Here is a 24,825-nt window from a genome sequence, read left to right as displayed (position 1 = left end):
CATGCTGCGATATATTCTCTGGCGTATCGCAGCGATGGTTCCGACCTTGCTCATCATTTCGGCGCTTGTCTTCACCATCATCGAATTGCCGCCCGGCGACTACTTCGAGAGCTACGTCGCCGAGATCAGGGCGCAGGGCGAAGGCGTCAACATGGAGCAGATCGAGGCGCTCCGGAAGGAATATGGCTTCGATCAGCCGCCGCTGCTGAGATATGTCCACTGGCTCGGGGGCATGCTGCAGGGCGATTTCGGTTATTCGTTCGAATATGAGTTGCCAGTCAGCGATGTCGTCGGCGACAGGTTGTGGTTGACGATCCTCGTCTCCTTCCTGACGATCATCTTCACCTGGCTGATCGCCTTCCCGATCGGCATTTACTCGGCTACGCATCAATACAGCTGGGGTGATTACGGCCTGTCGCTGATTGGGCTGATTGGTATCGCCATCCCCAACTTCATGCTGGCGCTGATCATGATGTACTTCGCCAATATCTGGTTCGGTATTTCGATCGGTCACCTCATGGATCAGAAATACATGGCCGAACCCATGAGTTGGGCGAAGGCGAAATCGATCCTCGAACATATCTGGATACCGGTCATCATCGTCGGTGCGGCAGGGACCGCCGGCATGATCCGGCGTCTGCGTGCCAATTTGCTCGATGAATTGCAAAAGCAGTATGTCGTGACGGCACGCGCAAAAGGGCTTTCGCCCATGCGCACGCTCGTCAAGTATCCGCTGCGCATGGCGCTGAACTTCTTCATCTCGGATATCGGTTCCATCCTGCCCGCAATCATTTCCGGTGCGGAAATCACGGCGATCGTGCTTTCGCTCGAAACCACCGGCCCGATGTTGATCAAGGCGTTGCAGAGCCAGGATATGTATCTGGCGGGATCCTTCCTGATGTTCCTCGCATTTCTGACCGTCATCGGCGTGCTGATTTCCGATCTCGCACTCGCCATTCTTGATCCCCGGATACGGCTGCAAGGCAGGAGCACCAAGTGACGTTATTCCTTCCGGCGCCCGGCGAACCGTTGCCGCATTACGTATCGACCGCACCATTCGATCCCTATTCCGTCGAAGCGATGACGGAAGAGCAGGTGCGGGTTAACCAGGCGTCGCAACTGCGGCTCATGTGGTGGAAATTCCGCCGGCACAAGCTGGCGCTGATCTCCGGCATCTTCCTGGTGGCGCTCTACCTGATGATCCTCATCTGCGAGTTCCTGGCGCCCTACAATCTGCACACGCGCAATGTGGACTTCATCTATGCGCCTCCGCAGTCCGTACGGCTGTTTCACGAGGGCCAGTTCATCGGGCCGTTCGTCTACGGACGGACGATGGAACTCGATATGGAGACGTTGAGACGCACCTATACCGACAACCCGGAGCAAATCGAACGGATCCGTTTCTTCTGCCGCGGGGACGGCTACAAGTTCTGGGGGCTTTTTGAAAGCAACTTGCACCTCGTGTGCCCGGCAAAGGATGGGCAACTCTTCCTGCTCGGTACCGACAGGCTTGGCCGTGATGTGCTGTCGCGTATCATCTATGGCGCCCGCATTTCGCTGACGATCGGTCTCCTCGGCATTACCGTCAGCTTCGTTCTCGGCATCGTTATCGGTGGTCTTGCCGGCTATCACGGCGGTGTTTTCGACCTGATCGTCCAGCGCGTCATCGAAGTGCTGCAGTCGATCCCGAGCATTCCGCTGTGGCTGTCGCTGGCCGCAATCATGCCGGCGACCTGGAGCCCGATCCTGATTTATCTGGGCATCACGATCATCCTCGGGCTTCTCGACTGGACCGGGCTTGCCCGAGCGGTGCGCTCGAAATTGCTGGCGTTGCGCGAGGAGGACTACGTTCTTGCCGCGCAATTGATGGGCGCCAAGAGCGGCCGCATCATCGGCCGCCACCTGGTGCCAGGCTTCATGTCTCACTTGATCGCCACCGCGACGATCTCCATCCCCGGCATGATCCTTGGCGAAACGGCGCTGAGCTTCCTTGGCTTGGGGCTGCGTCCCCCGATCACCAGCTGGGGTATCCTGCTGACCGAGGCGAAAAGCGTGAGCGTCATTGCTTTCTACCCCTGGCTGCTATTCCCAACGATCCCGGTCATTTTTGTGATTTTGGCGTTCAACTTCTTGGGAGATGGCTTGCGCGATGCCGCCGATCCCTACAAATGAGGTTCGTTTCGACGCCGGCCGCAAGCCGGCGTCGCGTCTTTTGGTACGTTTTTTCCTGAGCGAAAGGTTTCTGGCATGATGCGGCGCTTAGAAGATGCCCGAATTCTCATGTACAGCCACGACACTTTCGGGCTCGGCCACCTGCGCCGATGCCGTACGATTGCGCATTCGCTGGTGGAAGACTATCGGGGTTTGAACATCCTGATCATTTCGGGCGCAACGATTGCCGGTGCGTTCGATTATCGCGCACGCGTCGATTTCGTGAAGATACCGAGCGTCATCAAGCTGCATAACGGCGAATACACGTCCCTCGATCGCCATATCGAGCTGGACGAGACTTTGAAGATGCGCCAGTCGATCATCCGGCACACGGCAGAAACCTTCAAGCCGGACATCTTCATCGTCGACAAGGAGCCGATGGGGTTGCGCGGCGAGGTCGAGGAGACGCTGACCTACCTCAAGGCGCATGGTACCACGCTTGTGCTGGGCCTGCGCGAGGTGATGGATGCGCCGCATCTGCTCGAAGCGGAATGGAAGCGCCGCGACACCATGCGCAAGATCGAGCAGTATTACGATACGATCTGGGTCTATGGCCCGCCGGATTTTTACGATCCGCTCACGGAACTCGAAGTGCCACCTGCGGTGCGCGAGCGCATGAACTTCGTCGGCTTCCTGCAGAGGAGCGTGCCGCGCGAGGAATTGCCCGGCCATAAGCCGGAAGGCGATTACATTCTCGTCACGACCGGTGGCGGTGGCGATGGTGCCGAGCTGATCCACGATTTCATTCATGCCTACCAGCAGGATCCGGAGCTGACCCATAAGGCGCTGGTGGTCCTCGGCCCCTACATGCCGGTGAAGAAACGCGAAAAGCTGATCAAGAAGGGAAGCAAGATCCCCTACATCAAGATCATCGAATTCGACAACCGTATGGAAGAGCTGATCGCGGGAGCCAAGGGCGTCGTCGCGATGGGCGGTTACAACACCTATTGCGAGATCCTGTCTTTCGACAAGCCGGCGCTGATCGTGCCCCGTATCCAGCCGCGTGAAGAGCAGCTGATCCGCGCACGCCGCGCCTCCGAGTTGGGTCTCATCGACATGTTGCTGCCCGAGGAGGCCGAGAACCCCTTGCGTTTCGCTGCTGCGTTGAAAGCGCTGCCGCAACGTGCACCGCCATCCAAAAGCTGTGCCAACGGGCTACGGCTCGAGGGGCTCGTCCATATCTCGGAAATCGTCGGTGGGTGGCTCGGCGAGCAGTCGGGCGAGCATCTGAGCATCGTCAAGAAATCGAGCTGAAGCATTGCCAACAGACCGCAAGATTGCCGTCGTTCTGAAAGGATACCCGCGCCTTTCGGAAACCTTCATTGCGCAGGAATTGCTCGGGCTTGAGAAGGCCGGGCATGATCTCGTCCTGATCGCGCTGAGACGTCCGACCGATGGCAAGCGCCATCCGGTGCATGACGAGATCCGCGCGGATGTGCACTATCTGCCGGAGTATCTGCACGAGGAGCCGCTGCGGGTTCTTAAGGCGCTGGTGCGTTCACTGCCGAAACCGGGTTTCTGGCAGGCGCTTGGGCAATTCTCGAAGGACCTTGCACGGGACCCGACCCGCAATCGCTTCCGTCGTTTCGGACAGGCCCTGGTGCTTGCATCGGAGTGGCCGGGTGATCCAGGCTGGCTGCATGCGCACTTCATCCATACGCCCGCTTCGGTCACGGCATATGCAAGCGTGATCGCGAGCACGCCATGGACCTGTTCGGCGCATGCCAAGGATATCTGGACATCGCCCGACTGGGAGCTTTCCGAAAAGCTCGGTCGCGCGCGCTGGACGGTGACGTGCACGCGCACCGGATATGAGCACCTGCGGAGCCTGACATCGCAGAAGGCAAGGGTGAACCTGAGCTATCATGGTCTCGACCTTCAGCGCTTCCCGCATTTCGACGGCAAACATTCGATCCGCGATGGCTCCGATAGGGCGGAACCGGTCCGCATCGTCAGCGTCGGCAGGGCGGTGGGCAAGAAGGGGTACGATGTCCTCCTGAAGGCGCTCGCCCTGTTGCCGCCCGAGCTGCATTGGCGCTTCGAGCACATCGGCGCCGGAGAATTGACGGGGAAGCTCAAGGTTTTGGGTGACGAACTCGGCATTTCCGACAGAATTGCCTGGAAGGGTGCACTCGACCAGACGGACGTGCTCGCGCACTATCGAACCAGTGATATCTTTGCGCTCGCCTGCCGCGTGACGGCCGACGGTGATCGCGATGGCCTGCCGAATGTGCTCGTCGAAGCGTCGAGCCAGCGGCTTGCTTGCGTGTCTACGGCAATATCAGGCGTGCCCGAGCTCCTGATTGACGGTGAAAACGGCCGGGTCGTTCCTTCGGAAGATCCGCAAGCGCTGTCGCTCGCCCTGGAAGAGCTGATCCGCAACCCTGCGCGCCGCAGCCAGCTGGGCGCTGCTGCCGAACGGCGGGTGAGGACGCAGTTTGACCATCACTCCAGCATCGAGCAGCTGACGAACCTGTTTGCACACGAGTGGAAATCGGCATGACACGGCAGCTGCGGGTCTTCTTTTATGTCCAGCATCTGCTGGGGATCGGCCATCTGGCAAGGGCAAGCCGCGTTTGCAGTGCGCTCGCTTTCGATGGTTTCGACGTCACGGTGGTCACTGGCGGTACACCGGTTCCCGGCTTTCCAGCGTCCGAATTGAAGCACGTCGCGCTTCCACCGGTCGTTGCCGGCGACAAGGGGTTTTCGGGCCTCGCCGACGAAACCGGAAAGCCCGTCGATGATGATTTCAGGGAACGTCGGCGGAACATGCTGCTGGACGCATTCCGCACATGTGATCCGGATGTCGTGATCTTCGAGGCCTTTCCGTTCGGGCGGCGCCAGATGCGGTTCGAACTGATGCCGTTGCTCGACCTGATCGAGGCGTCAAACCGGCGCCCGCTGGTGGCTACATCGCTGCGCGATATCTTGCAGGAGCGGAACAAGCCGGGCCGGGCGGAGGAAATGCTGGAGCTGGTGCAGGCGCATTTCGACCTCGTGCTCGTGCATGGCGATCCCGCCTTTGCCCGGCTTGAAGAGACGTTTCCCTACGCGCGGGAGATCGCCGACAAAGTCGCCTATACCGGCCTCGTTGCGGGCAGCGCGCCTGCGCTGCCGCTGGAGCGGTTCGATGTGGTCGTTTCGGCTGGCGGCGGCGCTGTCGGTAAGGAACTGATCGGCGCCGGCCTGGAGGCCGCGAAACTTCTGCCGCCGGAGCTTAGTTGGTGCCTGGTGACCGGGCCCAATCTGCCGCAGGTCGACTACGACGCATTCGAATCCGCCGCTCCGGGGAATGTGAAACTGTTCCGGTTTCGCCGGGATTTCGCCAGCCTGCTTTCCGGTGCGCGGCTTTCCGTCTCACAGGCCGGTTACAATACGGTCTGCGACATCATTCGAGCGGGTTGCGCATCTCTGCTGATCCCGTTCACGGCCGGCGGCGAAACGGAACAATCGACGCGGGCAGCGCGACTGGAAAAGCTCGGGCTCGCCGGCGTCCTGCCCGAGCACGACGTATCGCCTGCTCGCCTGGCGCGCGATGTCGAAACGCAGCTTGCTCGTGCGAAGCCGGCAATGCCGCCGCTTGACCTCGAAGGCGCCGCCCAGACGGCGGCGATCCTGCGTGCGTGGCTTTTGAAGGCGCCCGTCAGACCGTCCCGATCAGCATGAACCGTGTGTATTTCTTCGTCGGCAAGGCGCCGGCAAAATCGAGTGTCGCAAGTTTGGCCTGGTCGGCGAACGCTTCGACGGACGCAACGCAGTTGATGTGTGTCGGTTCGCTGAAATAATCGTTGGACTGCAGGAGGACACGTGTGCCCGCCGGTATCAGCTCAAGCCAGCTGCGAAGATCGGCGATGTGTTCGCAGCTCGTGTTGACGATCAGGTCGGCGCCGAGACGAGGGTAGTCGATCGCATACATATCGGCGGTGACCGCGCGAAAACGGTCGGCATGGGTCGCGTTGAGCGTGCGTGCCACAGTCTCGACCGAGGGGTCGATGTCATAGCTTTCAGCTGCGGCAATCTCGAAGCGGCGGTCCTCCAGCAACATTGCCGGAAGGATCCCGTACCAACCGCCCAGAACCACGATCCGCTGATAGGATTTTCCTGCTGCTTCCAGCAGTGTGTCGCGCGCCCAGATCTTGCAGGCGACCTGCTTGTGGTTGAAGGCGTTGGCGATATCGGCGTCGGGGTGTTTGGCGATCACCTTGGCGATACCGTCGATCAGCGGACTTCTGGTGTAAGCGGCAATTCCGCGCGTCAGGTCGAAAGCATTTTCGTACCAGTCGCTCGCGGGAGTAGGGTGGTGGCTGGCGTGTTTCATGCTGCCGTTGTAAGCTGGCGGGCAATCGAGTGCAACAAGGGCGCTCTTCTCCCTTCGTACGAGTTCCACCTCTTGTCATGGAATTCGATCGGGGGTCTCAAAGGCGAAGGCAGGTGTCCATTGCGGATTTCTCTTGCACCTGCATAATCTAATAAACCGGATTCGAAACCGGATCGGATTTCGCCGAAACGCGTTCGCGGCCAAAGGCCTGTGCCAATTCAGTCGAAATGCGCGGTAAGCAAGCATATCGTGGCCGGGTATGGTGGCAGCCCTCGCCGCATACATCGTAGTGTTCAATAAGGTCCCGTTGCCAGAAACATGGAATCACGCCTCTCCCGCTACATTTGGACCCATACGCGCAAGGACCAGCTCTGGATTCTGGTGGTCGTCGCGTTTTCCATGATCCCGTATTTCCTGTCCTTCGATCTGCCCAAGCAGATCGTCAACGGACCTATTCAAGGTGACGGCTTTGACAGTCCGGAAGCGACGCAGGCGTTCCTGGCGATCTCTTTTGACCTGCCCTATCTGGGGACGATCAATCTGTTCGACGGCTTCCAGCTCGGCCGCGAAGGTATGCTTCTGGCACTGAGCCTCGTCTTCCTGCTGCTTGTGGTGGTGAACGGCCTTTTCAAGTTCTACATCAACACCTTCAAGGGACGGCTCGGCGAGCGTCTCTTGCGACGCATCCGCTTCGAACTCGTCGATCGGGTGCTGCGGTTTCCACCGACGCATTTCAAGAGGGTGAAGCCGGCCGAGATCTCGACGATGATCAAGGATGAAGTGGAGCCGCTGGGCGGTTTCACTGGCGATGCCTTCGTGTCGCCGGCGCTGCTTGGTGGCCAGGCATTGACGGCCTTGATCTTCATTCTGCTGCAGAGCTTCTGGCTCGGTCTCATCGCCACGGTCATCGTCGCCGTGCAGGCGATCATCATTCCACGCATGCGCAAGCGGCTGCTCGTCCTTGGGCGGGAGCGCCAGCTGACTGCGCGAGAATTGTCCGGCCGGGTGAGTGAGATCGTCGACGGCATCGGCACCATCCGGGGATACGACACCTCCAATTTCGAGCGCGCCGACATCGCATCGCGGCTCGCCCGGATCTTCAAGATCCGTTACGACCTTTACCAGTGGAAGTTTCTGGTCAAGTTCATCAATAACTTCCTCGCCCAGGTGACGCCCTTCCTGTTCTATTCGATCGGGGGCTATTTCGCGCTTCAGGGCCGGCTTGACATAGGCCAGCTTGTTGCCGTCATCGGCGCCTACAAGGATCTGCCGGGACCTCTGAAGGAACTGATCGACTGGGATCAAGCGCGCCAGGACGTGCAGGTCAAGTATGCGCAGGTCGTCGAGCAATTCAGCGTCGATCCGCTGCTCGATCCCAAGGTTCATGCGATCGCCGCGACAAGTGCCGAGCCTTTGAGCGGCGCGCTCGCCGCGGTCAACCTGACTGTGACCGATGATGGCGGCGCGACGCTTCTCGATCACGTTTCGCTGCAGGTGCAGCCAGGCGAGGCGGTCGCACTCAAGCCCGGCGGCGAAGTGCTGGCCGAAGCTTTCGCCCGACTGATCTGGCCGGCGAGCGGTCGAATTCTCATCGGCAGCCAGGATATTCTGGAGATGCCGGAATCGGTTACCGGCAGACGCATCTCCTACGCTTCCTCGGATGTCTACGTGTTCCAGGGCAGCCTTGGTGACAACCTGCTCTACGGGTTGAAGCACGCGCCGTTGACGGAAGTGCACTATGAAGGTGAAGGTGCGGTCCATCGCAAGTGGGAGCTGGTCGAAGCCAAGCTCGCCGGGAACCCACACTTTGACGTCAATAGCGATTGGATCGACTATCGGGCTGCTGGCGCAACCGGGCCCGAAGATCTGTTGGTCAAGATCAGGCCGGTCCTCGATGCCGTTCTTCTCACCAACGACGTGATGGCGCTCGCGGTCCGCTCTACCATCGATCCGAACCGCAATGCGGCTTTTGCCGCCGGTATCGTCGAGATGCGTGGTGCGCTGCGGCAGCGCCTCGAAAAGGAAAAGCTCAGCGATCTCGTGGTGTTCTTCGAGCCCGGCTCGTACAACATCGAAGCGACCATCGGCGAAAACCTGCTCTTCGGTACGATCACCGACCAGGTAATGTGGGACGGTGCGCTCGATGGGCATCCATTCTTCAAGACAGTGCTGCAGCGGGTCGGCCTGCGTGATGTCTTCTATGAGATGGGTCTGGAGATTGCCGAGAACGTTGTCGAACTGTTCCGCGACTTGCCGCCGGATCACCCGTTCTTCCAGCAGCTGACCTTCATGACGGCTGAAGATATCCCCGTTTATGAGGCGTTGTTGCAAAAGGTTCGCGGCCGCGCGCGCGCTGATGTTGCCGAGGACGATCAGATCAAGATCATTCGGCTTTGTTTCGGTTACATCGAACCTCGTCACCGTTTCGGTCTACTGACCGACGAGCTCATGGCAAGGATCGTCGCAGCACGACGCGAGTTCGACGAAGGGCTGCCGGCGGACCTCGCAGGCATGATCGAGCACTATCGTCCGAACCGCTACATCGCTTCCGGCAGCATCATCGATAACGTGCTTTTCGGGCGCATTGGCCACAAGCACGCCGACGGATCGGAGAAGATCCGGGCGATCGTGCGCGATCTTTTCGAGGCTGTCGGTCTCTACAACGATGTGCTCGCCTTCGGCTTCGATTTCAACGTCGGCGCTGGGGGGAAGCGACTGACGGCGGGTCAGCGGCAGAAGCTGGATCTGGCTCGCGCGCTCATCCGCATCTGCGATTTCTACATCTTCAACCAGCCGCTGCTGGCACTCGACCAACGCGTTCAGGAACAGGTGATCCGCAACGTCTTTGCGCTTCTGCGCCAGGATGGCCGCAACCCGGCAATCGTCTGGGTGGTGGCCAATCCGGCGGTGATGGAACTGTTTGACCGCGTCGCAGTTTTCGAGAATGGCCGTCTGCTTCGCGACGACGATACGGAAGTGGGGGCTAACGAAGGACCCGACTATAAGGAAATGGCATCTTGATGTAATATTAATGTCAGGGCACGAGCATAAGGTCCCGCGGCGAAGCGGGACACGGGTTGCCCTCGACCGGATACTGGGAGAAACGGATTGTGATGTTGCTCAAGGATGAAGTGGAAATGCTGCGCCGGATAACCCTGTTTTCGGGATTGCCGCCTGCAAAATTGAAGCTTCTTGCCTTTACCTCCGATCGGGTCATGTATAGCGCCGGGGAGGCCCTTTTCTACCAGGGTGATATCGGCGACGCCGCCTATGTCATCCTCTCCGGCAAGGCCGACGTGCTGGTGACGACCGCAGGCGGGCCGCTGAAGCTGGCGGAGGTCGAGCAGAACTCGATCGTCGGCGAAATCGCCATTCTCTGTAATACCCCGCGTACGGCAACTGTGCGCACCACGACCCCGCTCGAGGCCCTGCGCATCCGCAAGGACGACTTCCTGAAGCTCTTGGCCGACTTCCCGGAAATGGCGGTGGAGATCATGCGCGTGCTGGCCGACCGCTTGAGCCAGACGACCGCTGAACTGACGGAAGCGCGCAGCCGCAACGAGCGCATGGAAGCGTGAAACCATCTCGGCGGCGCCTGCCTTTGACATGTCCTGGCCGCATGGAAGATCTTCGCAAAAACGATTCCGCTTCGTCGGGATATGGGCTAGAGAAGCGCCATGCGTGCGATCACCTACTTCTGTAAGACAGTCCATTTCCCCGACAAGCCTGAGAAGAAGCGTTTCTTTACGCGCCTTCAAAGCGGCGAGTGGGAGCCTTGCACGTTCCAGAACATCGAACGCCTCGTCGACGGCAACACGACCTTTGTCGATATCGGCGGCTGGATCGGCGTGACGCCCTATTGGGCGGCTCAGATCGCCGACAATGTCATTACTGTTGAGCCTGATCCCGTCTGCTTCGGCATACTGAAGGAAATGGAGCCGCAGAATGAGGGCGATGTCACATTGATCAATGCCGCGCTCTCCGAGGACGAGGTGCTGGTGCTGAACTCGGTCGGCGGCGGTTTTGGCAGTTCGGAAACCTCGGCGTTGATCGCGGACGAGACCGGGCAGGCCATCAAGGCGAAAACGATCAAAATCGCCGAATTGCAGTCGATGGCGCGAACCGACAAGCTGTGTTTCAAGATCGATATCGAGGGTTATGAGTACAGGTCGCTGGCTCAGTTCGGGGATATCGATCGGACGCGGACAGCGGGCGTCCTGCTTGCCGTGCACCCGCAGATCCTGTTCGCCTCGCTGAGTGGCCCTGTCATCGTCAGGGCGTTTCGCACCATCATGGCGACCTTCGGCCTGGTCCGTAGCTTCAACGGGTTCCGCCTCGACAATCCCTCGGCGATATGGACTGCCCTCAAGAAGTCCGCCGCCCGGCGTGAATTCCGCGGTTTCGATCTTCTCTTCGTTGCCAAGGGCGACGGCCGGTAACCTCGCTCTTCCCAGATCAAAGCTTCTCGCTCTTCTTGCGCACGGCAGCCGACACTGGCCGTGCGGCCGGACGACCGACTTCCTGTTGGAGTAGGAATAGCCACGTTCGCTGACCATGCCGGCTGCGCGGATCAATGATTGGCCACGATCTTCGTCTATCGTCACTCCTCCAAACCGTAGGAGGAAGCGATGAGAACTTGGGAAGCCATGCACCCCGGCGCGCGCTGGATAGCCCCTGAAACGGATTTGCGCACCGTGGCAAGGATCATGCGTGATGAGGATATCGGCGCCCTGCCGGTCGGCGAAAACGATCGCCTCATCGGCATGGTGACGGACAGGGACATTGCGGTTCGGGCCTGGGCGAATGGGCACGACGCCGCGTCGCTGACCGCGCGCGACATCATGACGAAGGACATCGTCTATTGCCGCACGAGCGAGAGTATCGAAGAGGCTGTCCGTCTTATGGAGGCAAAGAAGGTACGGCGCCTGCCGGTCATCGATGACGAAAAGCGCATGGTCGGCATGTTGTCGCTCGGCGATATCTCGCACGCGACCAGCCGCGAACTGACGACCGGATTGGTCAAGGCCGTAACCGCACATCACGCATGACATGCGACTGACGACCTGGATGCGCCTTCGCCGCTGAACGGTGACGAAGGCGCACAGTCGTTCGGCTGCATCGGTCTTGATGTAGCCCTGCTTCGTACTGGCGATGAACGTCAGAAGCGGTAGCTGAGGCCCGTTCCGATCAGCCAGGGATCGAGCTTCACCTTGCCGGTCACAGCACCGGCGCCCGGCAGGGTCGCGCTGACGTCCGTCTCCAGGAACAGTTTCTTCACGTCGAAATTGATCCCCCAGTGATCATCGAGCTTGATGTCGACGCCGGCCTGCAGGGCGACGCCGAAGGTGTTCTTGAGGTTGAAGCTGGAGAAGTCGCCCTTGGCCTTTTCGTTGTAGAAGATGGTGTAGTTCACGCCGGCGCCGACATAGGGCTTGATCGTGTCGGTCAGATTGACGTGGTACTGCAGCGTCAGCGTCGGCGGCAACAACCAAGCCTTGCCGATCTCGCCCAGGCCGGCGATCGAGCCGCTGCCCCGGGCCGTGTGCGGGGTCGTGCCAAGGATCAGTTCCGCCGCAATATTGTCGGTGAAGAAGTAGGTAATATCGAGCTCGGGCACGACCGAATTGCTGACGCCGACCTTTTCGCCGTCGAGCGACGTGCCGTTCAACTGCAGCGAGGCCCTGTCCTCCGGCAGGACGGCAAGGGCGCGAGCGCGGATCATCCATGGGCTCTGCTCGCTGATGGCCGGCAATTCAGGGGCAGGTTCGCTCGGTGCAGTCAGGTCCGCGGCGGGCGCCGCAGTGACCGAGACCGCCAGCAGAAGAAGTGCGGCGGCGGTTGGCAGGATGGAGCGAGTAGACATGATTCCGGACCCCCAGAAGAGTTTCAAATTTGCCATTTAGGGCAGGCGGCTGCAGGGAATCTGCGGCCGCGGGCACTATGGGCAACTCCGCTCAAGGAGGGGTTGTTCTAGATCAAGGTATTCTGTTCGTTGACGATATGGTCGTTGCCGGCAGATTCGTGACCTGACGAAAGGCTATCGAGGCGAAAGGCTCATGCGGGCATCCGCGGGATGCTGGATAGCAGCCGCTGCGTATAGGGATGCTGCGGTGCTGCCAGGATATCGCGCGTCTTACCGCTCTCGACCACCTGTCCCTTTTCGAGGATGACCATCTCCTCGCAAAGTGCTGCGACGACACCGAGGTCGTGCGACACAAACACCAGGGTCAGCGTTGCGGAAAGGGTCTTGAACAGATCGACGATGCGGATGCGGGTCGACAGATCAAGCGCGCTGACCGCTTCGTCTGCAAGAATGATCTGCGGGCGTGCGACGATGGCGCGTGCAATTGCGATGCGCTGGCGTTGGCCGCCGGAAAATTCGTGCGGATAGCGCTGCATGGCGTCGAGCGGCAGGCCAACGGCCTCCAGCGCCTGCGCCACCGCGTCCTTGTGCGGTCCGGGGATGCGCAGCGATTGCAGCGGCTCGGCGATGATGTCGAGCACCTTCTGGCGCGGATCAAGGGAGGAGTAAGGATCCTGGAAGACCGGTTGCACCGCGCGCCGGTAGCGACGCATGAATGCACCATCGGCCGGATCGAGCGCATCATCACCGAAGCGAATGGTGCCGCTGGTGGGCCGTTCGAGACCGAGCAGCAGTCGCAGCAGTGTTGTCTTGCCGGAACCGGACTCGCCAACCAGGCCGACGCTGGCGCCGGCACGCACGCTGAACGACACATCGGTCAAAACCTTGCGGTGGCGGGAGTAGCCGAAGTTCACATTCCGCAGGTCGAGCATCAGGATCCCGTCCGTCCAAGGGCCTCGTCGAACACACGTGCGGCGTCGACGAGCGTCTGTGTATAATCATGAGACGGATTGCCGAAGACGTCGGCAACGGCGCCCTCTTCAACCGCGATCCCGTCGCGAAGCACCATCACCCGTTCCACCACTTCGGCCACGACTGGCAGGTCATGGCTGATGAAGAGAAGCGCCATTCCGGTTTCGCGAACCAGCCCATCGAGCAGCTTGAGGATTTCGGCCTGCGTGGTCACGTCGAGCGCCGTTGTCGGTTCATCGGCGATCAGAAGTTTTGGACGGCAGGCGAGCGCCATGGCAATCGCCACACGCTGGCGCTGGCCGCCCGACACTTCGTGCGGATAGGCGTTGGCAATGCGCTCCGGCTGCGGCAGCGCGACCTTGTCGAGCAGGTCGAGCACTTCGCGGTCGACCGCTAGTCGCGTCACGCGTCCCTGCTCGCGCGCGAGCCGGCGGCGGACGGGTTCGGCAATCTGCTTGCCGATCTTCATCAGGGGGTCGAGCGCTGTCAGCGGCTCCTGGAAGACGACTGCGGTTGCAACCCCACGAAGCCGGTTCAGATGCTTGTCATCCGTGCCGACCACCTCCTGGCCATCAAGCATGATCGAGCCAGTGACGGAGATGTTCGCCGGCAAAAGCCCGGTAATGGCCATCGCGGTCATCGACTTGCCCGAACCGGATTCGCCGATCAATCCCATGCGTTCGCCGGAGCCGATGGAGAAGGACACGTCCGAAACCAGTGTCTTGCCACCGGTACTTACGGTCAGGCCCTGAACAGAAAGCAAGGCGCTCATCGTGATCTCCCGCGTGTCGGGTCGCCGACATCCCGTAGGCCATCGGCAAGGAGGTTCATGCCGATGACCAGTGCGACAAGGGCAATGCCCGGCGCGATTGCGCCGACGGGGGCGGTATAGACTGTGCCTTGAGCTTCCTGCAGCAGCCTGCCCCAGGAGGCGTTGGGTGGCGGTGCGCCAAGGCCGAGATAGGAAAGCGACGCTTCCGCGATCACTGCCAGGCCGAATTGCAGAGCGAAGTTGACCGAGAGTGTCGGCCAGATGTTGGGCAGCACATGGCGCACGACGACGCCCGGCCAGGAGGTGCCAGAGGTCCGCGACGCGATGATGTAGTCCTGACGCAGCACGCGCTTTGCGAGGATGCGGGTCAAACGGGCGACGATCGCCGAAATCGCCAGGCCGAGCGCCAGGATCGCCGACCATAGGCTGGCACTGTCGCTCGCGGCAACGACCAGCATCGCCAGCAGCAGCGTCGGAAACGCGATCAGGATATCGAGCGTGGCGGCCATGACATCGTCAAGCAGGCGCGTGGCGAAAGCAGCGAGAATGCCGAGCGTCACGCCGATCGAGGCGCCGATCGCAACCGCACCGGTGCCGACGATCAAGGCCGTTCTGGCGCCGATCATGATTTGCGTCAGGTAGTCGCGGCCGAGCCGGTCCGTGCCGACCCAATGGAGCAACGACGGCGCTTCGAGACGACCGCCGGAGGCATTGAGCGGATCGTAGGGCGTGCAGAACAGGGTGAGGATCGCGACCGCGACATTGAGGCCGACGAGGGCAAGCCCGATCGATAGCGCCAGCGAATGTCTGCGGGCGGGGCGATCCGATGAAAGGTCCAATGCGGTCATGTTGCAGCTCCCGTCGCCCGTTCGCGCAGACGGGGATCGATGACGCGCTGGAGCAGGTCAGCGGCGAAGCCGATCAGCAGCACCAGCAGGGTCGAGATGAACAACACGCCCTGGACGTTCGGGTAGTCGCGCTGCTCGATTGCAAGCAGCAGCATCGAGCCGAGGCCGGGCAGGGCGAACACCCGCTCGACCACGACGGCGCCGAGCAGGGTTGTCGCAAGTTCGATGCCAAGGATCGAGACGATCGGCACGGCGCCGTTACGAATGCCATGCCGGATCAAGGCTTGCGAGAAGCTGGCTCCGAGCGCGCGGGCGGTTCGCAGATAGTCGCTGCCCAATACGTCCTGCGTGGCAGATCGAATGTAGCGGATGAGGGAGGCTGCCATCACGAGCCCTATCGTTAAAACCGGCAGCGCGAGCGCGTAAAGAACCTGGCCCTCGTTTTGCCAACCGCGCCGAGGGTAGCCGCCGGAGGGAAAGAGCCGGAGATTGACGGCAAAGACGGTCACCAGCAGGATGCCGACCCAGAAGACCGGTATGGCTATGCCAAGCTGAGACACGGTCGAAATGGCCGCACCATACCAGCGATTGGCTTTGACGGCCGAGAGGATGCCAAGCGGAACGGCGATGGCGATCGCGAGCGCGAAACCGAGCAGCGCCAGCGGCACCGTCACGGTCAGGCGCGTGGCAATTTCCTCGACAACGGGCTTGCCGCTGACAAAGGACGCTCCGAGATCGAAGCGGGCGAGACTTCCGACGAAGCGCAGGAACTGCTCCCAGAGCGGCAGGTTGGAACCGACCTGTTCGCGCGCCGCCTCGATCTGTTGCTGATCGGCACCGACGGAGAGCAGGGCGTTCGCAGGGTCGCCCGGCAGCAGACGCAGCAACACAAACAGCACCACCGCAGCAATCAGCAGCGACAGGATCAAGATGGCGAATCGGCGCAGGATATAGGCGAGAATGGCAGGATTCCTTTCGTCCGGCAGGCGTGACGCCCGAGGCCGGCAGTGCTGGCTTTTGCACAAAAACAACCGTGACGCTACTGCATTGTCCGCGAAATGAGCATCGATTTCCGCGGAAATGATCCGGCGGGTTTCAAACGCTGCACTGCACTTCGGGCATCCGAGCCGGCGCGGGGAGCAGTCGCAAATGCGGGCGAAAATGATCTGACCTTGCGTTGCTGTTGTCGGCGCAGTGAAGCGGACTGACGTGCAACGCAAAGGAGCCCCAAATCGCTTGGGGCTCCTTCATCAGCGCGTCGTTACAACGGAGAACTCAGAGCGCTTCCGACTTAAGCGGAAGCGCTCTGTCTTTTGTTTTTACGCATCTCCTGACGGAAAACCGCTTCGCACTTTTCCTGGAAATGCTCTGGAAAACGAGGGATCAGTTCCCGCTTTTCTTGATGTTGTAGGCGAAGAACTGCGAGTTCAGGCCGTTGACGGGATAGCCGGTAACGGCCGAGCTCGAGACCACGATCTGCGGATAGAGGTAGAGCCAGTTGCTGGCTGCGTCCTCGGCAATGATGTGGTTCGCCTCGGTTAGCTTTGCCGTCTGTTCGTCGGTGTTTGCGGCGGCTTCGGATTCCTTGATCAGGTCGACAACCTTCGGATTGTTGTATCCCCAGTAGAAGTCGGGGTTGCCGTAGAAGACGATGTCGCGATGGTTGACATGCTCCTGCAGCGTCGCCTGGAAGTCATGCGCCTTGTAGACCTTGGTGTACCACTCATTGGCGGTGATGACGTTGATCTCGACCTTGATGCCGACCTTCGCCAGTTCGCTCTGCAGGAACTGGGCAACGATCGGATGCGGGTCATAATTCGGCGTGTCGAGCTTGAACGAGAAGCCGTCGGCAAAGCCGGCTTCCTTCAAGAGCGCCTTGGCGCTTTCGACGTCATAGGTGTCGACGGCAGTGAGGTCGACATACCAGGGATCGGTCGGCGGTACGAAAGAACCGATCAACGTGCCGTATTCGCCCCAGATCGACTCCAGCAGCTTCTTGTCGTCGATCGCGCGGGCGATGGCCTTGCGGACCTTGATGTTGTTGAAGGGTTCGACCCGGTCGTTGAACGCCAGCAGCTGCTTGGTGGTCGACTGGCCGGCGGTCACGGTGAAATCAGGGTTGTCCTTGAACTGCGCGATTGAATCCGGGCTCTGGACGCTGGTGATGACATCGACTGCGCCGGTCAGCAGCGCATTGTTGAGCGCGGTCGCATCGGTGAAGTACTGGAAGACGACTTCGCCATTGGTGGGCGCCGTGCCCCAGTACTTGTCGTTGCGCGTCAGCGCCAGCGAGGAGCCGCGGCGCCATTCGTCCAGGCGGTAGGGGCCTGTGCCGTCTTCGCTGGCGTTCAGATCCTTGGCCGCGTCATTGACGATCCAGACGTAGCTGAGATTGTAGGGAAGCGAGATCGAGCGGGCGGAAAGCTTGACCACGACAGTCTGGTCGTCGGGCGTCTGGATCTCGCTGATCGTCGCCAGGCTCTTCTTGCGCGAGCTCTTGGAGTCCGGCGCGACAACGCGCTCGATGCTGTGCTTCACATCCTTGGCCGTCAGCGGGTCGCCGGAATGGAAGGTTACGTTCGGCCGGAGCTTGAAGGTGTAGGTCAGGCCGTCTTCGCTGATCGTCTGTTCGGCCGCGAGACCGGGCGCGACGTCGCCCGCGTCGGTCAGCGTGAACAGCGCTTCGTAGACATTGCCGTTGAAGGCTTCGTTGATGCCCTGGCCGGCGCCTGCAGTGTTGTCCAGGTTCTGCGGCTCATAGAGCGAACCGACGACGATGGAGGCATCCGGGTTGAAGCCTGCGTCCTGCGCGAGCGCTGCCGTGCTCGTCGACAGAACCATGGCCAAGGCTGCAGAGGCAAGGATCGAGCGCCCGCCTTTCCGGCCATTCCCTGAAAGTCCACCCAAATCGATCGTGTTGCCAGTCATTTCCCTAACTCCTGCATAAATGCTCATCACGCGCTATCGCGCTTGCCATCCGAATGTACACATCGGGCGGTTGCGGTGCATCATACAAATTCCCTAGTAATTTAGTGGGAATTTTGGTTCGTTTTGTCGCGCAAAGTTGAAATTTGCACCTGCGGCTGGCGCCGGCAGGCGAAGGGTGTTCCTCCCATGGAGGATGCATCGACGGGATTATCGTTGCGCGTATCGCTTCGACCAGCGCGCCGGAATCGTCAGGGCCAGAATGCACAGCAGCCCGGCCAGGATTGCGGGCGCCCAAAGCGAGAGTTGCCCGAATCGATTTTCCAATACGGCGCCGACGATGGCCCCGCCAAGCATACCGATCCAGGGGACGATCTGGATCGTCCATTGTATGTTGCCCGTCCCCATGATCCATCTGCCCAGGCCGCGGCCGAAACGGGAGAGGGCGCCGGTCACATAGGTCAAGCCGATAGGCAGTCCCTCGATGTGCTCGACGGAGGCGTTCACGACGCCCATGGCAAGGACGATGAGATAGAAGCGCAGTTCGTTTGCCAAGTGGTCGCCGCCTGCGGCGGCAAGGACGAGGATGACGGTAACGCTGCACAGAACACCGACGGCGCGAAGCCGGCTTGCGATGATCGTTCCCATGGCATTGCCGACGACGAAGACCGCGAGCGAGCCGAGAAGGATGAGCGACCGCAGGATGTTGCCGTCGGCGACGGCTGTCGCGGCACGCGTGGTGTTGCCGCTCATGAAAGAGACGAAGTCGCCCACCGTCAAAAGGCCGATCGCATCGGTCATTCCGGCCAGAAAGGAAATGAGCGCGACCACGAGAAGCGCTGTGCCGGTTCGCTGGCGCTTGATGATCCGACGCCGTCGTTGAAAGGTCATGATGCTGCCCCGCCGTTTTCCTCAGACTTAATTGGCTGCCCGCGCGAATGGAAGGGGTCGGAGCCCAGCGACAATGAGGGCGAGTTGCGTCGTCTGTCCACAGATCGGGCGCGACAAGAAGCACAAATTATTCGACAGCCGGCAAAAGGATTCGACAGTGACGAGATTCTGATATATCGCATGATTAATCGTTTAATCACCGATAGCGGAAACCACGGCCTTGGCGCGTTCCGGACCAAAACTGACGAGGATTGCCAGAACACTGGGCGTCTCCGCGGCGACGGTCTCCAACGCGCTTTCCGGTAAGGGCCGCGTCTCCGCCGAACTCGCCGAGAAGATCCGCGCAACTGCCGCGGAACTCGGTTATGTGCCAAGCCTTGCGGGCAGGGCGCTTCGCACTGGCCGCACCGCCGTCCTTGGTCTCGTCCTTCCCGATATCGCCAATCCGCTCTTCCCACAGATCGCGCAGGCGATCGAGCTTGCCGCGTCTTCGGCCGGCTATGGTGTTCTGATCGCCGACTCCCGCGGCGACGTCGCCACCCAGACCAAGGCCATCGAACGGCTGATCGACCGCGACGTCGACGGCATGGTGATCGTGCCCCGGCGCGGCACGCGCATCGCCGATGTCGGCTGTCCCGTCGCTGTCATCGATACCCCATCGACGCCGGGCAACACGGTTGCCGCCGATCATTGGGGCGGTGGCCGGCAGATCGCCGAGCATCTGAAGGCGCTCGGGCACCGGCGCGTTCTTGTCATCGGCAACAATCCGGCTTCCAACGTGCAGAACGACCGTATCGGCGGCATTCGCTCGGCCTTTGGTGAGGCCGCCTTCGTCGAAATCCTCTGGATTGAAGCGCTCGAGCGCGAAGCGGGCAAGGGCTGTCCGCTCGGTCTTGCCGAGAAGGTGGCCGAAGGTTTCACCGCGTTTGCCTGCGTCTCCGATCTTCATGCACTGAGGGCGCTGACCGAATTGCAGCGTGCCGGCATCAACGTGCCGGAAAAGGCGAGCGTCACCGGCTTCGACGATCTCATCTGGTCGCCGGTGGTAACCCCGGCGCTGACGACGGCGCGCATGGACATGACGCGGATCGCTGCGATCGCCGTCGAAGCGCTGGTGAAGGCGATCGGCGAGCGTGATCCGGCCGACGCCGGCATCGGTGCGCCGGTGACCGCCGAAAACGCCGAAGTGCCTATGCAGCTGGTCGTGCGGCAATCGAGCGCCGCGCCGCCGACCACACAGTTTCAGCCTCAGACGATTGCCAACGCCGGAACCACGGCCCCAGCCAGAACCACCGCCCCAGCCAGAACCACCGCCCCAGAAGGAGAACACCAGTCATGAAGAAGATCCTGCTCGCTTCCAGCGCGCTTTTGCTCATCGGCGCCAATGCCGCTTCCGCCCAGGAAAAGACGCTGACCATTTCCGTCTATGGTTTTGCCCAGGACGCCTTCAAGGAGCTGGTCTACACCCCCTTCGAAGCCAAGTGTGGCTGCAAGCTGGTGGTCGAGACCGGCAACAGCGTCGAGCGCCTGGCAAAGATGGAAGCCAACAAGGCAAGCCCTGTCGTCGACATGGCTGTCGTCTCCATGGCGGACGCGCTCTCGGCCTCGCGTGCCGGCCTGATCGAGAAAATCGACAACAGCAAACTCACAAACTTCAACAAGCTCTATGACATCGCCAAGGACCCGAACGGCGACGGCATGAGCGTCGGCTACACCTTCTACGCCACCTCGATCGTCTATCGTTCCGACAAGATGGAAGTGAGCTCCTGGGCAGACCTGCTCGACGAGAAGAACGCCAGCCACGTCGCCTTCCCGAACGTCACCACCAACCAGGGCCCGCCGGCCCTCTACATGGTCGGTGAAGCGATCGGCAAGAACACGCCGGACCTGAAGGAAGCGATCGCCGCCGTCGGCGCCAAGAAGGACGAGATCGTCACCTTCTACGTCAAGTCTTCGCAGCTCGTGCAGCTGATGCAGCAGGAAGAAATCTGGGCCGCTCCGATCGGCCGCTTCTCCTGGGAAGGCTTCACCAAGCTTGGCCTGCCGATCAAGTGGGCAACGCCGAAGGAAGGCCAGACCGGCGGCATGAACGTCATGGTCCTGACCAAGGGCGGCAAGAACCAGGACCTGGCGCTGGAATTCATGGACTTCTGGCTCTCGACGGAAATCCAGACGGCGCTTGCCGAAAAGCTGGTCGACAGCCCCTCCAACAAGGAGGTGAAGGTCGCGCCGGAAGTCGCCGAAAACCTCACCTATGGCGAAGAAACCGTGAAGAACCTCAAGCTCATTCCGTCCGATGTCGCGCTCGACAACCGCGAAGCCTGGCTTTCCGAGTGGAACGCCCAGGTCGGCCAGTAACAACACCTAGAGAAGCCCCCATCCCCAAGGGTGGGGGCAGTTCTGCGGGACGTGCGGCCAGCTGAGCCGCGCACGCAAAAATGAACGTGACGAAAGGAAGACGAGGGATGTTTCAGAACCGCGCCGAGGCATTGGCGCTCGCATTGCCGGCTGCGGTGTTTGCGGCGATCGTCTTTCTGGCGCCCGTCGTCATTCTGCTCGCCGAAGGCTTTCGCAGCGCCGACAGCTGGTCGCTGTCCGCCTATGTCGATTTCTTCACCAATCCGCTGAACCGCACCGTTTTCCTGCGCACGTTCCGCCTCGGGCTGATGGTCACAGTCGTCTCCGCCGTGATCGGCTATGCCGCAGCGTTTGCGATCGTCAATCTTTCGCCGCGCAACAAGGGGCAGATGATCGGCCTCGTGGTGCTGCCGCTGATGATCTCGTCGGTCGCGCGAACCTATGCCTGGATCGTCATTCTCGGCCGCACCGGCATCGTCAACCAGGCGCTGCAACTCATTGGTCTTTCGGATGAACCGATCCGCTTTCTCTTCACCGAGACGGCCGTGTTCATCGGCCTGTTGCAGCTGTTTTTGCCACTGATGATCCTGTCGCTGATCAGCGCGCTCGAGAACATGCCGAAGGATGCGATCCCGGCGGCGCGCGTGCTCGGCGCCAACTGGTTCCAGGTGTTCTGGAAAGTCATTCTTCCGCTGACCAAGGAAGGTCTCGTCATCGGCGGAACGCTAGTCTTCACCGGCTCACTGACGGCTTACATTACGCCTGCGATCCTCGGCGGCTCCAAGGTGCTGATGCTCGAGACGCTGCTCTACCAGCGCGTCACCGTCGCCAATGATTTCGTCTCGGCAAGCGTGATCGCGTTCATCCTGATCGTCATGAGCTTTGCCGCCAATCTCCTCCTGAAACGGCTCGCCACCGCGAGGAACAAACGATGACCCCTCGCATCTTTTCGCCTCTCGTCCTGTTTCTGGTCGTCGCCTTCCTGATCGGGCCGTTCTTCATCATTGTCGCGGCATCGCTGTCGGGTGGCGAGACCCTGGCCTTTCCACCGCAGGGCTTCTCGCTGAAATGGGTCGCCAAGGTCTTCACCGTCGAAAGCTTCCGCGAGAGCTTTGCCGTATCGATGTTCCTTGCGATCGGCGGCACCGCCATGGCGCTGGTGCTCGGCATTCCCGCGTCCTATGCGCTGTCGCGCTACAAGCTGCCGTTCGGCGAAACCATCCGCACCATCGTGTCGTTGCCGATCATCGTGCCCGGTATCATCGTCGGCCTGGCGCTCTTGCGCTACATCGTCGTACCGTTCGGCTTCAACATCACGCTGGCGTTGTTCCTGGCGCATACGGCGCTGGTGCTGCCCTATGCCGTACGCGTCGTCTCGGCCAGCCTCAACAACCTGCGCTCCGACATCGAGGAAGCGGCGGTGCTGCTCGGCTCCTCGCGGGCAGGCGCCTTCTTCCGGGTGGTGATGCCGAATATCCGCAGCGGCATCCTGGCCGCCTTCATCCTCGGCTTTGTGACGAGTTTCAACCAGGTGCCGGTCTCGCTGTTCCTGTCCGGGCCGGGCGTGCGCACGCTGCCGATCGACATGCTCTCCTACATGGAGATCACCTATGACCCGTCGGTCGCGGCCTTGTCTGCGCTGCTCGCCTTCATGTCCATCGGCATCGTCTTCCTTGCCGAACGCTTCCTAGGATTTTCCCGCTATGTCTGACGCTTCCTTCCTCAGCCTCGAAAAACTCACGCTCGCCTATGGCGATACCGTTGCGGTGAAGGACCTCGACCTGTCGATCCGCAAGGGCGAACTGATGGCCTTCCTCGGTCCGTCCGGCTGCGGCAAGACGACGACGATGCGCTCGATCGCCGGGCTGCTGACGCCGGCGTCCGGCCGCATCAGCCTCGACGGCATCGACATCACTCGGGTTTCCGCCAACAAACGGTCGGTCGGCCTGGTCTTCCAGTCCTATGCGCTGTTTCCGCATCTCTCGGTGTTCGAGAACGTCGCCTTCGGCCTGCGCCTGAAGAAAATGCCGGCAAGCGATATCGAGACGCGCGTCACCGCCGGCCTCAAATCCGTTGGCCTGTCCAAGTTCGCTTCGCGTAAGCCGGCCGAGCTTTCGGGTGGCCAGCAACAGCGCGTGGCTCTTGCCCGCTCGATGGTGATGGAGCCGAAGGTCCTGCTACTCGACGAGCCGCTGTCGAACCTCGACGCCCGTCTTCGTCTGGAGATGCGCACCGAGCTGCAGCGCGTGCAGAAGGAAACCGGCGTGACGATGATCTTCGTCACCCACGATCAGGGCGAGGCGCTGTCGCTTGCTGACCGGATCGTGGTGATGCTGAACGGCGCGATCGAGCAGATCGGCACGCCGGAAGACATCTACAATCGGCCGGTTTCCCGCTTCGTTGCCGATTTCGTCGGCTTCGAGAACATCTTTGCCGTCGAAGGCGGCAAGCTCAGGGCCGCAAACGGCCCCATCGCCCTTTCCGAATCCCTGCCGCCTGACACGGCAGGGCTTGCGTGGCGTCCGCGCATGGTGACCCTTGGTTCAGGTCCTTTCCAAGGCACTGTGCGCGGAGCCTCTTTCTCCGGAAGCACCCGCGAATATCTGCTCGATACGCCGCTCGGCGCCATCAAGGCCGAGGAGGATGCGGGCCTCGCCGCGCATCAGCCGGGCACCGAGCTCACCTTCGACCTCCCGGTTGCCAAGGCGGCGCGGCTCGAGCGGTTCGGATAACCGGCAATGGGCATCTGGATCGATACCGACATGGGGTTCGACGACATCGCTGCGGTGCTCGTCGTTCTCCACGCCAATGAGGTGATTGACGGCATCTCGCTCGTCTTCGGCAATACGCCGATGGAGCAGGTGCGACGCAACGCCGCCAGTGCGGCTATGGCCTTCGGCTGGACGTTTCCCATCCACGAGGGCCGCGCCTTGCCCGTGCTCGGCAAACTCGAAACCGCGGAACGGATTCTGGGCGAGAGCGGCATGCCGACCGCCGGCCTGTCGTTGCCGACGGCCGAACCGCTGCCGGCGAGTGACGCGTTCGATGCGCTCTGCCGTTGGCTGGAGCAGGGCGACGGACCGCGCCGGATCCTGGCGCTCGGGCCGCTGACGAACCTTGCAGCCCTCTGCCTTGCCCGGCCGGATCTGGCGGGCAAGATCACCGACCTGACCTGGATGGGTGGTGGCGTGACGAGCGGCAACCACACGGCCTCGGCCGAATTCAACGCCTTCGCCGATCCGGAAGCGCTGGCGATCGTGCTTTCGCACGACCTGCCGCTGCGCATGGTCGACCTCGACCTCTGCCGCAAGGTCTTCGCCTATCCCGATGATATCGCGCCCATTCGTGCGGCCGGCGGCACCAATGCCGCTCTCATTGCCGATCTCCTGTCCGGCTACGTCTCGATCGGCACCAGCCGCGGGCGACCGGGCATGGCGATCTACGATCCCTGCGCCGCCGTCGCCTTCGTCAATCCAGGCGCGATTTCCTTCCGCAAGGCGCGCATTGATGCGGAGCTTGCAGGCACGCTCACGCGTGGGCGCACCGTGGTCGAGACCCGTGAGAGCCACGCCGCCTTCAATGCCGAATATGCGACGGATGTACATGCGGAAACGGCCCGTGCCCAGATCCTCGGCGCCCTGATGAAGGAAGCCGCGAAGTGACGCGC

At 61.3% G+C, this 24,825-nt stretch carries 23 protein-coding genes; 15 read left to right on the top strand and 8 right to left on the bottom strand.

The window, feature by feature from the left end:
* Position 1: 1 nt before the first annotated feature.
* The 5 genes from LPJGGPFB_RS27430 (at position 2) to LPJGGPFB_RS27410 (ending at position 5,877) form a co-directional block, all read left to right on the top strand.
* Positions 2-1,000 carry an ABC transporter permease gene (locus LPJGGPFB_RS27430; protein WP_173423099.1) on the top strand — a complete coding sequence of 333 codons (999 nt, stop codon included), beginning with the start codon at positions 2-4 and terminating at the stop codon, positions 998-1,000.
* Positions 997-2,172 carry an ABC transporter permease subunit gene (locus tag LPJGGPFB_RS27425; RefSeq protein ID WP_173423098.1) on the top strand — a complete coding sequence of 392 codons (1,176 nt, stop codon included), beginning with the start codon at positions 997-999 and terminating at the stop codon, positions 2,170-2,172. The genes LPJGGPFB_RS27430 and LPJGGPFB_RS27425 overlap by 4 nt, the downstream gene beginning before the upstream one ends.
* A gap of 75 nt (positions 2,173-2,247) precedes the next feature.
* Entirely contained in the window at positions 2,248-3,465 is a 1,218-nt protein-coding gene (locus LPJGGPFB_RS27420) for a glycosyltransferase family protein (RefSeq protein WP_173423097.1), read from the top strand.
* 4 nt (positions 3,466-3,469) lie between these two features.
* Entirely contained in the window at positions 3,470-4,714 is a 1,245-nt protein-coding gene (locus LPJGGPFB_RS27415) for a glycosyltransferase (protein WP_173423096.1), read from the top strand.
* On the top strand, positions 4,711-5,877 hold the full coding sequence (locus tag LPJGGPFB_RS27410; RefSeq protein ID WP_173423095.1) for a glycosyltransferase family protein: 1,167 nt from the start codon (positions 4,711-4,713) through the stop codon (positions 5,875-5,877). The genes LPJGGPFB_RS27415 and LPJGGPFB_RS27410 overlap by 4 nt, the downstream gene beginning before the upstream one ends.
* On the opposite strand, the gene LPJGGPFB_RS27405 is transcribed toward LPJGGPFB_RS27410, so the two are convergent.
* Entirely contained in the window at positions 5,855-6,529 is a 675-nt protein-coding gene (locus LPJGGPFB_RS27405; RefSeq protein WP_173423434.1) for a class I SAM-dependent methyltransferase, read from the bottom strand. The two genes, LPJGGPFB_RS27410 and LPJGGPFB_RS27405, sit on opposite strands and share 23 nt — an antisense overlap.
* A gap of 318 nt (positions 6,530-6,847) precedes the next feature.
* On the opposite strand from LPJGGPFB_RS27405, the gene LPJGGPFB_RS27400 reads away from it, so the two are divergent.
* The 4 genes from LPJGGPFB_RS27400 to LPJGGPFB_RS27385 all read left to right on the top strand — a co-directional run bounded on the left by LPJGGPFB_RS27400 (position 6,848) and on the right by LPJGGPFB_RS27385 (position 11,577).
* Positions 6,848-9,550 (top strand): ABC transporter ATP-binding protein, encoded by a 2,703-nt coding sequence (locus LPJGGPFB_RS27400; protein WP_173423094.1) that lies wholly within the window; start codon positions 6,848-6,850, stop codon positions 9,548-9,550.
* Positions 9,551-9,642: 92 nt separating this feature from the next.
* Entirely contained in the window at positions 9,643-10,107 is a 465-nt protein-coding gene (locus tag LPJGGPFB_RS27395) for a cyclic nucleotide-binding domain-containing protein (protein WP_077501973.1), read from the top strand.
* Positions 10,108-10,206: 99 nt separating this feature from the next.
* Complete coding sequence (locus LPJGGPFB_RS27390) at positions 10,207-10,968, top strand: FkbM family methyltransferase (protein ID WP_173423093.1); 762 nt, start codon at positions 10,207-10,209, stop codon at positions 10,966-10,968.
* Positions 10,969-11,157: 189 nt separating this feature from the next.
* Positions 11,158-11,577 (top strand): CBS domain-containing protein, encoded by a 420-nt coding sequence (locus tag LPJGGPFB_RS27385; RefSeq protein ID WP_173423092.1) that lies wholly within the window; start codon positions 11,158-11,160, stop codon positions 11,575-11,577.
* Between the two features lie 110 nt (positions 11,578-11,687).
* Here LPJGGPFB_RS27385 and LPJGGPFB_RS27380 read toward each other — a convergent pair whose 3' ends face one another.
* The 7 genes from LPJGGPFB_RS27380 to LPJGGPFB_RS27350 form a co-directional block, all read right to left on the bottom strand.
* On the bottom strand, positions 11,688-12,392 hold the full coding sequence (locus LPJGGPFB_RS27380) for an OmpW/AlkL family protein (protein WP_173423091.1): 705 nt from the start codon (positions 12,390-12,392) through the stop codon (positions 11,688-11,690).
* A gap of 191 nt (positions 12,393-12,583) precedes the next feature.
* Positions 12,584-13,330 (bottom strand): ATP-binding cassette domain-containing protein, encoded by a 747-nt coding sequence (locus LPJGGPFB_RS27375; RefSeq protein ID WP_173423433.1) that lies wholly within the window; start codon positions 13,328-13,330, stop codon positions 12,584-12,586.
* A complete protein-coding gene (locus LPJGGPFB_RS27370; RefSeq protein WP_173423090.1) occupies positions 13,324-14,136 on the bottom strand; it encodes an ATP-binding cassette domain-containing protein in 813 nt (270 codons plus the stop codon). The genes LPJGGPFB_RS27375 and LPJGGPFB_RS27370 overlap by 7 nt, the downstream gene beginning before the upstream one ends.
* Positions 14,133-14,984 carry an ABC transporter permease gene (locus LPJGGPFB_RS27365; RefSeq protein ID WP_173423089.1) on the bottom strand — a complete coding sequence of 284 codons (852 nt, stop codon included), beginning with the start codon at positions 14,982-14,984 and terminating at the stop codon, positions 14,133-14,135. Before LPJGGPFB_RS27365 ends, LPJGGPFB_RS27370 begins: the two co-directional genes overlap by 4 nt.
* Positions 14,981-15,934, bottom strand: a complete 954-nt coding sequence (locus tag LPJGGPFB_RS27360; RefSeq protein WP_345791092.1) for an ABC transporter permease — start codon at positions 15,932-15,934, stop codon at positions 14,981-14,983. The genes LPJGGPFB_RS27365 and LPJGGPFB_RS27360 overlap by 4 nt, the downstream gene beginning before the upstream one ends.
* Positions 15,935-16,367: 433 nt before the next feature.
* Positions 16,368-17,825, bottom strand: a complete 1,458-nt coding sequence (locus tag LPJGGPFB_RS27355; RefSeq protein WP_234903124.1) for an ABC transporter substrate-binding protein — start codon at positions 17,823-17,825, stop codon at positions 16,368-16,370.
* A 294-nt stretch (positions 17,826-18,119) separates the two neighbouring features.
* On the bottom strand, positions 18,120-18,800 hold the full coding sequence (locus tag LPJGGPFB_RS27350) for a YoaK family protein (protein ID WP_173423087.1): 681 nt from the start codon (positions 18,798-18,800) through the stop codon (positions 18,120-18,122).
* Positions 18,801-19,020: 220 nt separating this feature from the next.
* On the opposite strand from LPJGGPFB_RS27350, the gene LPJGGPFB_RS27345 reads away from it, so the two are divergent.
* From LPJGGPFB_RS27345 to LPJGGPFB_RS27320, 6 genes are all read left to right on the top strand, one after another.
* Complete coding sequence (locus LPJGGPFB_RS27345; RefSeq protein ID WP_173423086.1) at positions 19,021-20,139, top strand: LacI family DNA-binding transcriptional regulator; 1,119 nt, start codon at positions 19,021-19,023, stop codon at positions 20,137-20,139.
* Positions 20,136-21,158, top strand: coding sequence for an ABC transporter substrate-binding protein (locus tag LPJGGPFB_RS27340; protein WP_173423085.1), 1,023 nt, complete (start codon positions 20,136-20,138; stop codon positions 21,156-21,158). The genes LPJGGPFB_RS27345 and LPJGGPFB_RS27340 overlap by 4 nt, the downstream gene beginning before the upstream one ends.
* Before the next feature lie 107 nt (positions 21,159-21,265).
* A complete protein-coding gene (locus tag LPJGGPFB_RS27335) occupies positions 21,266-22,093 on the top strand; it encodes an ABC transporter permease (protein ID WP_173423084.1) in 828 nt (275 codons plus the stop codon).
* The gene (locus LPJGGPFB_RS27330; protein ID WP_173423083.1) at positions 22,090-22,869 is read left to right on the top strand and encodes an ABC transporter permease; all 780 of its coding nucleotides are present in this window, start codon (positions 22,090-22,092) and stop codon (positions 22,867-22,869) included. The genes LPJGGPFB_RS27335 and LPJGGPFB_RS27330 overlap by 4 nt, the downstream gene beginning before the upstream one ends.
* On the top strand, positions 22,862-23,890 hold the full coding sequence (locus tag LPJGGPFB_RS27325; RefSeq protein WP_173423082.1) for an ABC transporter ATP-binding protein: 1,029 nt from the start codon (positions 22,862-22,864) through the stop codon (positions 23,888-23,890). Before LPJGGPFB_RS27330 ends, LPJGGPFB_RS27325 begins: the two co-directional genes overlap by 8 nt.
* A gap of 6 nt (positions 23,891-23,896) precedes the next feature.
* Positions 23,897-24,820, top strand: a complete 924-nt coding sequence (locus LPJGGPFB_RS27320; RefSeq protein ID WP_173423081.1) for a nucleoside hydrolase — start codon at positions 23,897-23,899, stop codon at positions 24,818-24,820.
* Positions 24,821-24,825 lie beyond the last annotated feature (5 nt).

This window comes from Ensifer adhaerens (genome assembly GCF_013283195.1).
Classification (GTDB): Bacteria; Pseudomonadota; Alphaproteobacteria; order Rhizobiales; family Rhizobiaceae; genus Ensifer; species Ensifer adhaerens_G.
Note: the sequence above shows the minus strand (reverse complement) of the source record. Positions and strands in the feature narration are given on the sequence as shown.

What these genes read in the sequence shown, in the direction of transcription:
- LPJGGPFB_RS27395 (WP_077501973.1), top strand. Translation starts at nt 9,643, where the DNA reads ATGTTGCTCAAGGATGAAGTGGAAATGCTGCGCCGGATAACCCTGTTT.
- LPJGGPFB_RS27390 (WP_173423093.1), top strand. Translation starts at nt 10,207, where the DNA reads ATGCGTGCGATCACCTACTTCTGTAAGACAGTCCATTTCCCCGACAAG.
- LPJGGPFB_RS27430 (WP_173423099.1), top strand. Translation starts at nt 2, where the DNA reads ATGCTGCGATATATTCTCTGGCGTATCGCAGCGATGGTTCCGACCTTG.
- LPJGGPFB_RS27420 (WP_173423097.1), top strand. Translation starts at nt 2,248, where the DNA reads ATGATGCGGCGCTTAGAAGATGCCCGAATTCTCATGTACAGCCACGAC.
- LPJGGPFB_RS27370 (WP_173423090.1), bottom strand. Translation starts at nt 14,136, where the DNA reads ATGAGCGCCTTGCTTTCTGTTCAGGGCCTGACCGTAAGTACCGGTGGC.
- LPJGGPFB_RS27325 (WP_173423082.1), top strand. Translation starts at nt 22,862, where the DNA reads ATGTCTGACGCTTCCTTCCTCAGCCTCGAAAAACTCACGCTCGCCTAT.
- LPJGGPFB_RS27320 (WP_173423081.1), top strand. Translation starts at nt 23,897, where the DNA reads ATGGGCATCTGGATCGATACCGACATGGGGTTCGACGACATCGCTGCG.
- LPJGGPFB_RS27380 (WP_173423091.1), bottom strand. Translation starts at nt 12,392, where the DNA reads ATGTCTACTCGCTCCATCCTGCCAACCGCCGCCGCACTTCTTCTGCTG.
- LPJGGPFB_RS27400 (WP_173423094.1), top strand. Translation starts at nt 6,848, where the DNA reads ATGGAATCACGCCTCTCCCGCTACATTTGGACCCATACGCGCAAGGAC.
- LPJGGPFB_RS27350 (WP_173423087.1), bottom strand. Translation starts at nt 18,800, where the DNA reads ATGACCTTTCAACGACGGCGTCGGATCATCAAGCGCCAGCGAACCGGC.
- LPJGGPFB_RS27330 (WP_173423083.1), top strand. Translation starts at nt 22,090, where the DNA reads ATGACCCCTCGCATCTTTTCGCCTCTCGTCCTGTTTCTGGTCGTCGCC.
- LPJGGPFB_RS27340 (WP_173423085.1), top strand. Translation starts at nt 20,136, where the DNA reads ATGAAGAAGATCCTGCTCGCTTCCAGCGCGCTTTTGCTCATCGGCGCC.
- LPJGGPFB_RS27385 (WP_173423092.1), top strand. Translation starts at nt 11,158, where the DNA reads ATGAGAACTTGGGAAGCCATGCACCCCGGCGCGCGCTGGATAGCCCCT.
- LPJGGPFB_RS27335 (WP_173423084.1), top strand. Translation starts at nt 21,266, where the DNA reads ATGTTTCAGAACCGCGCCGAGGCATTGGCGCTCGCATTGCCGGCTGCG.
- LPJGGPFB_RS27405 (WP_173423434.1), bottom strand. Translation starts at nt 6,529, where the DNA reads ATGAAACACGCCAGCCACCACCCTACTCCCGCGAGCGACTGGTACGAA.
- LPJGGPFB_RS27410 (WP_173423095.1), top strand. Translation starts at nt 4,711, where the DNA reads ATGACACGGCAGCTGCGGGTCTTCTTTTATGTCCAGCATCTGCTGGGG.
- LPJGGPFB_RS27355 (WP_234903124.1), bottom strand. Translation starts at nt 17,825, where the DNA reads ATGGTTCTGTCGACGAGCACGGCAGCGCTCGCGCAGGACGCAGGCTTC.
- LPJGGPFB_RS27365 (WP_173423089.1), bottom strand. Translation starts at nt 14,984, where the DNA reads ATGACCGCATTGGACCTTTCATCGGATCGCCCCGCCCGCAGACATTCG.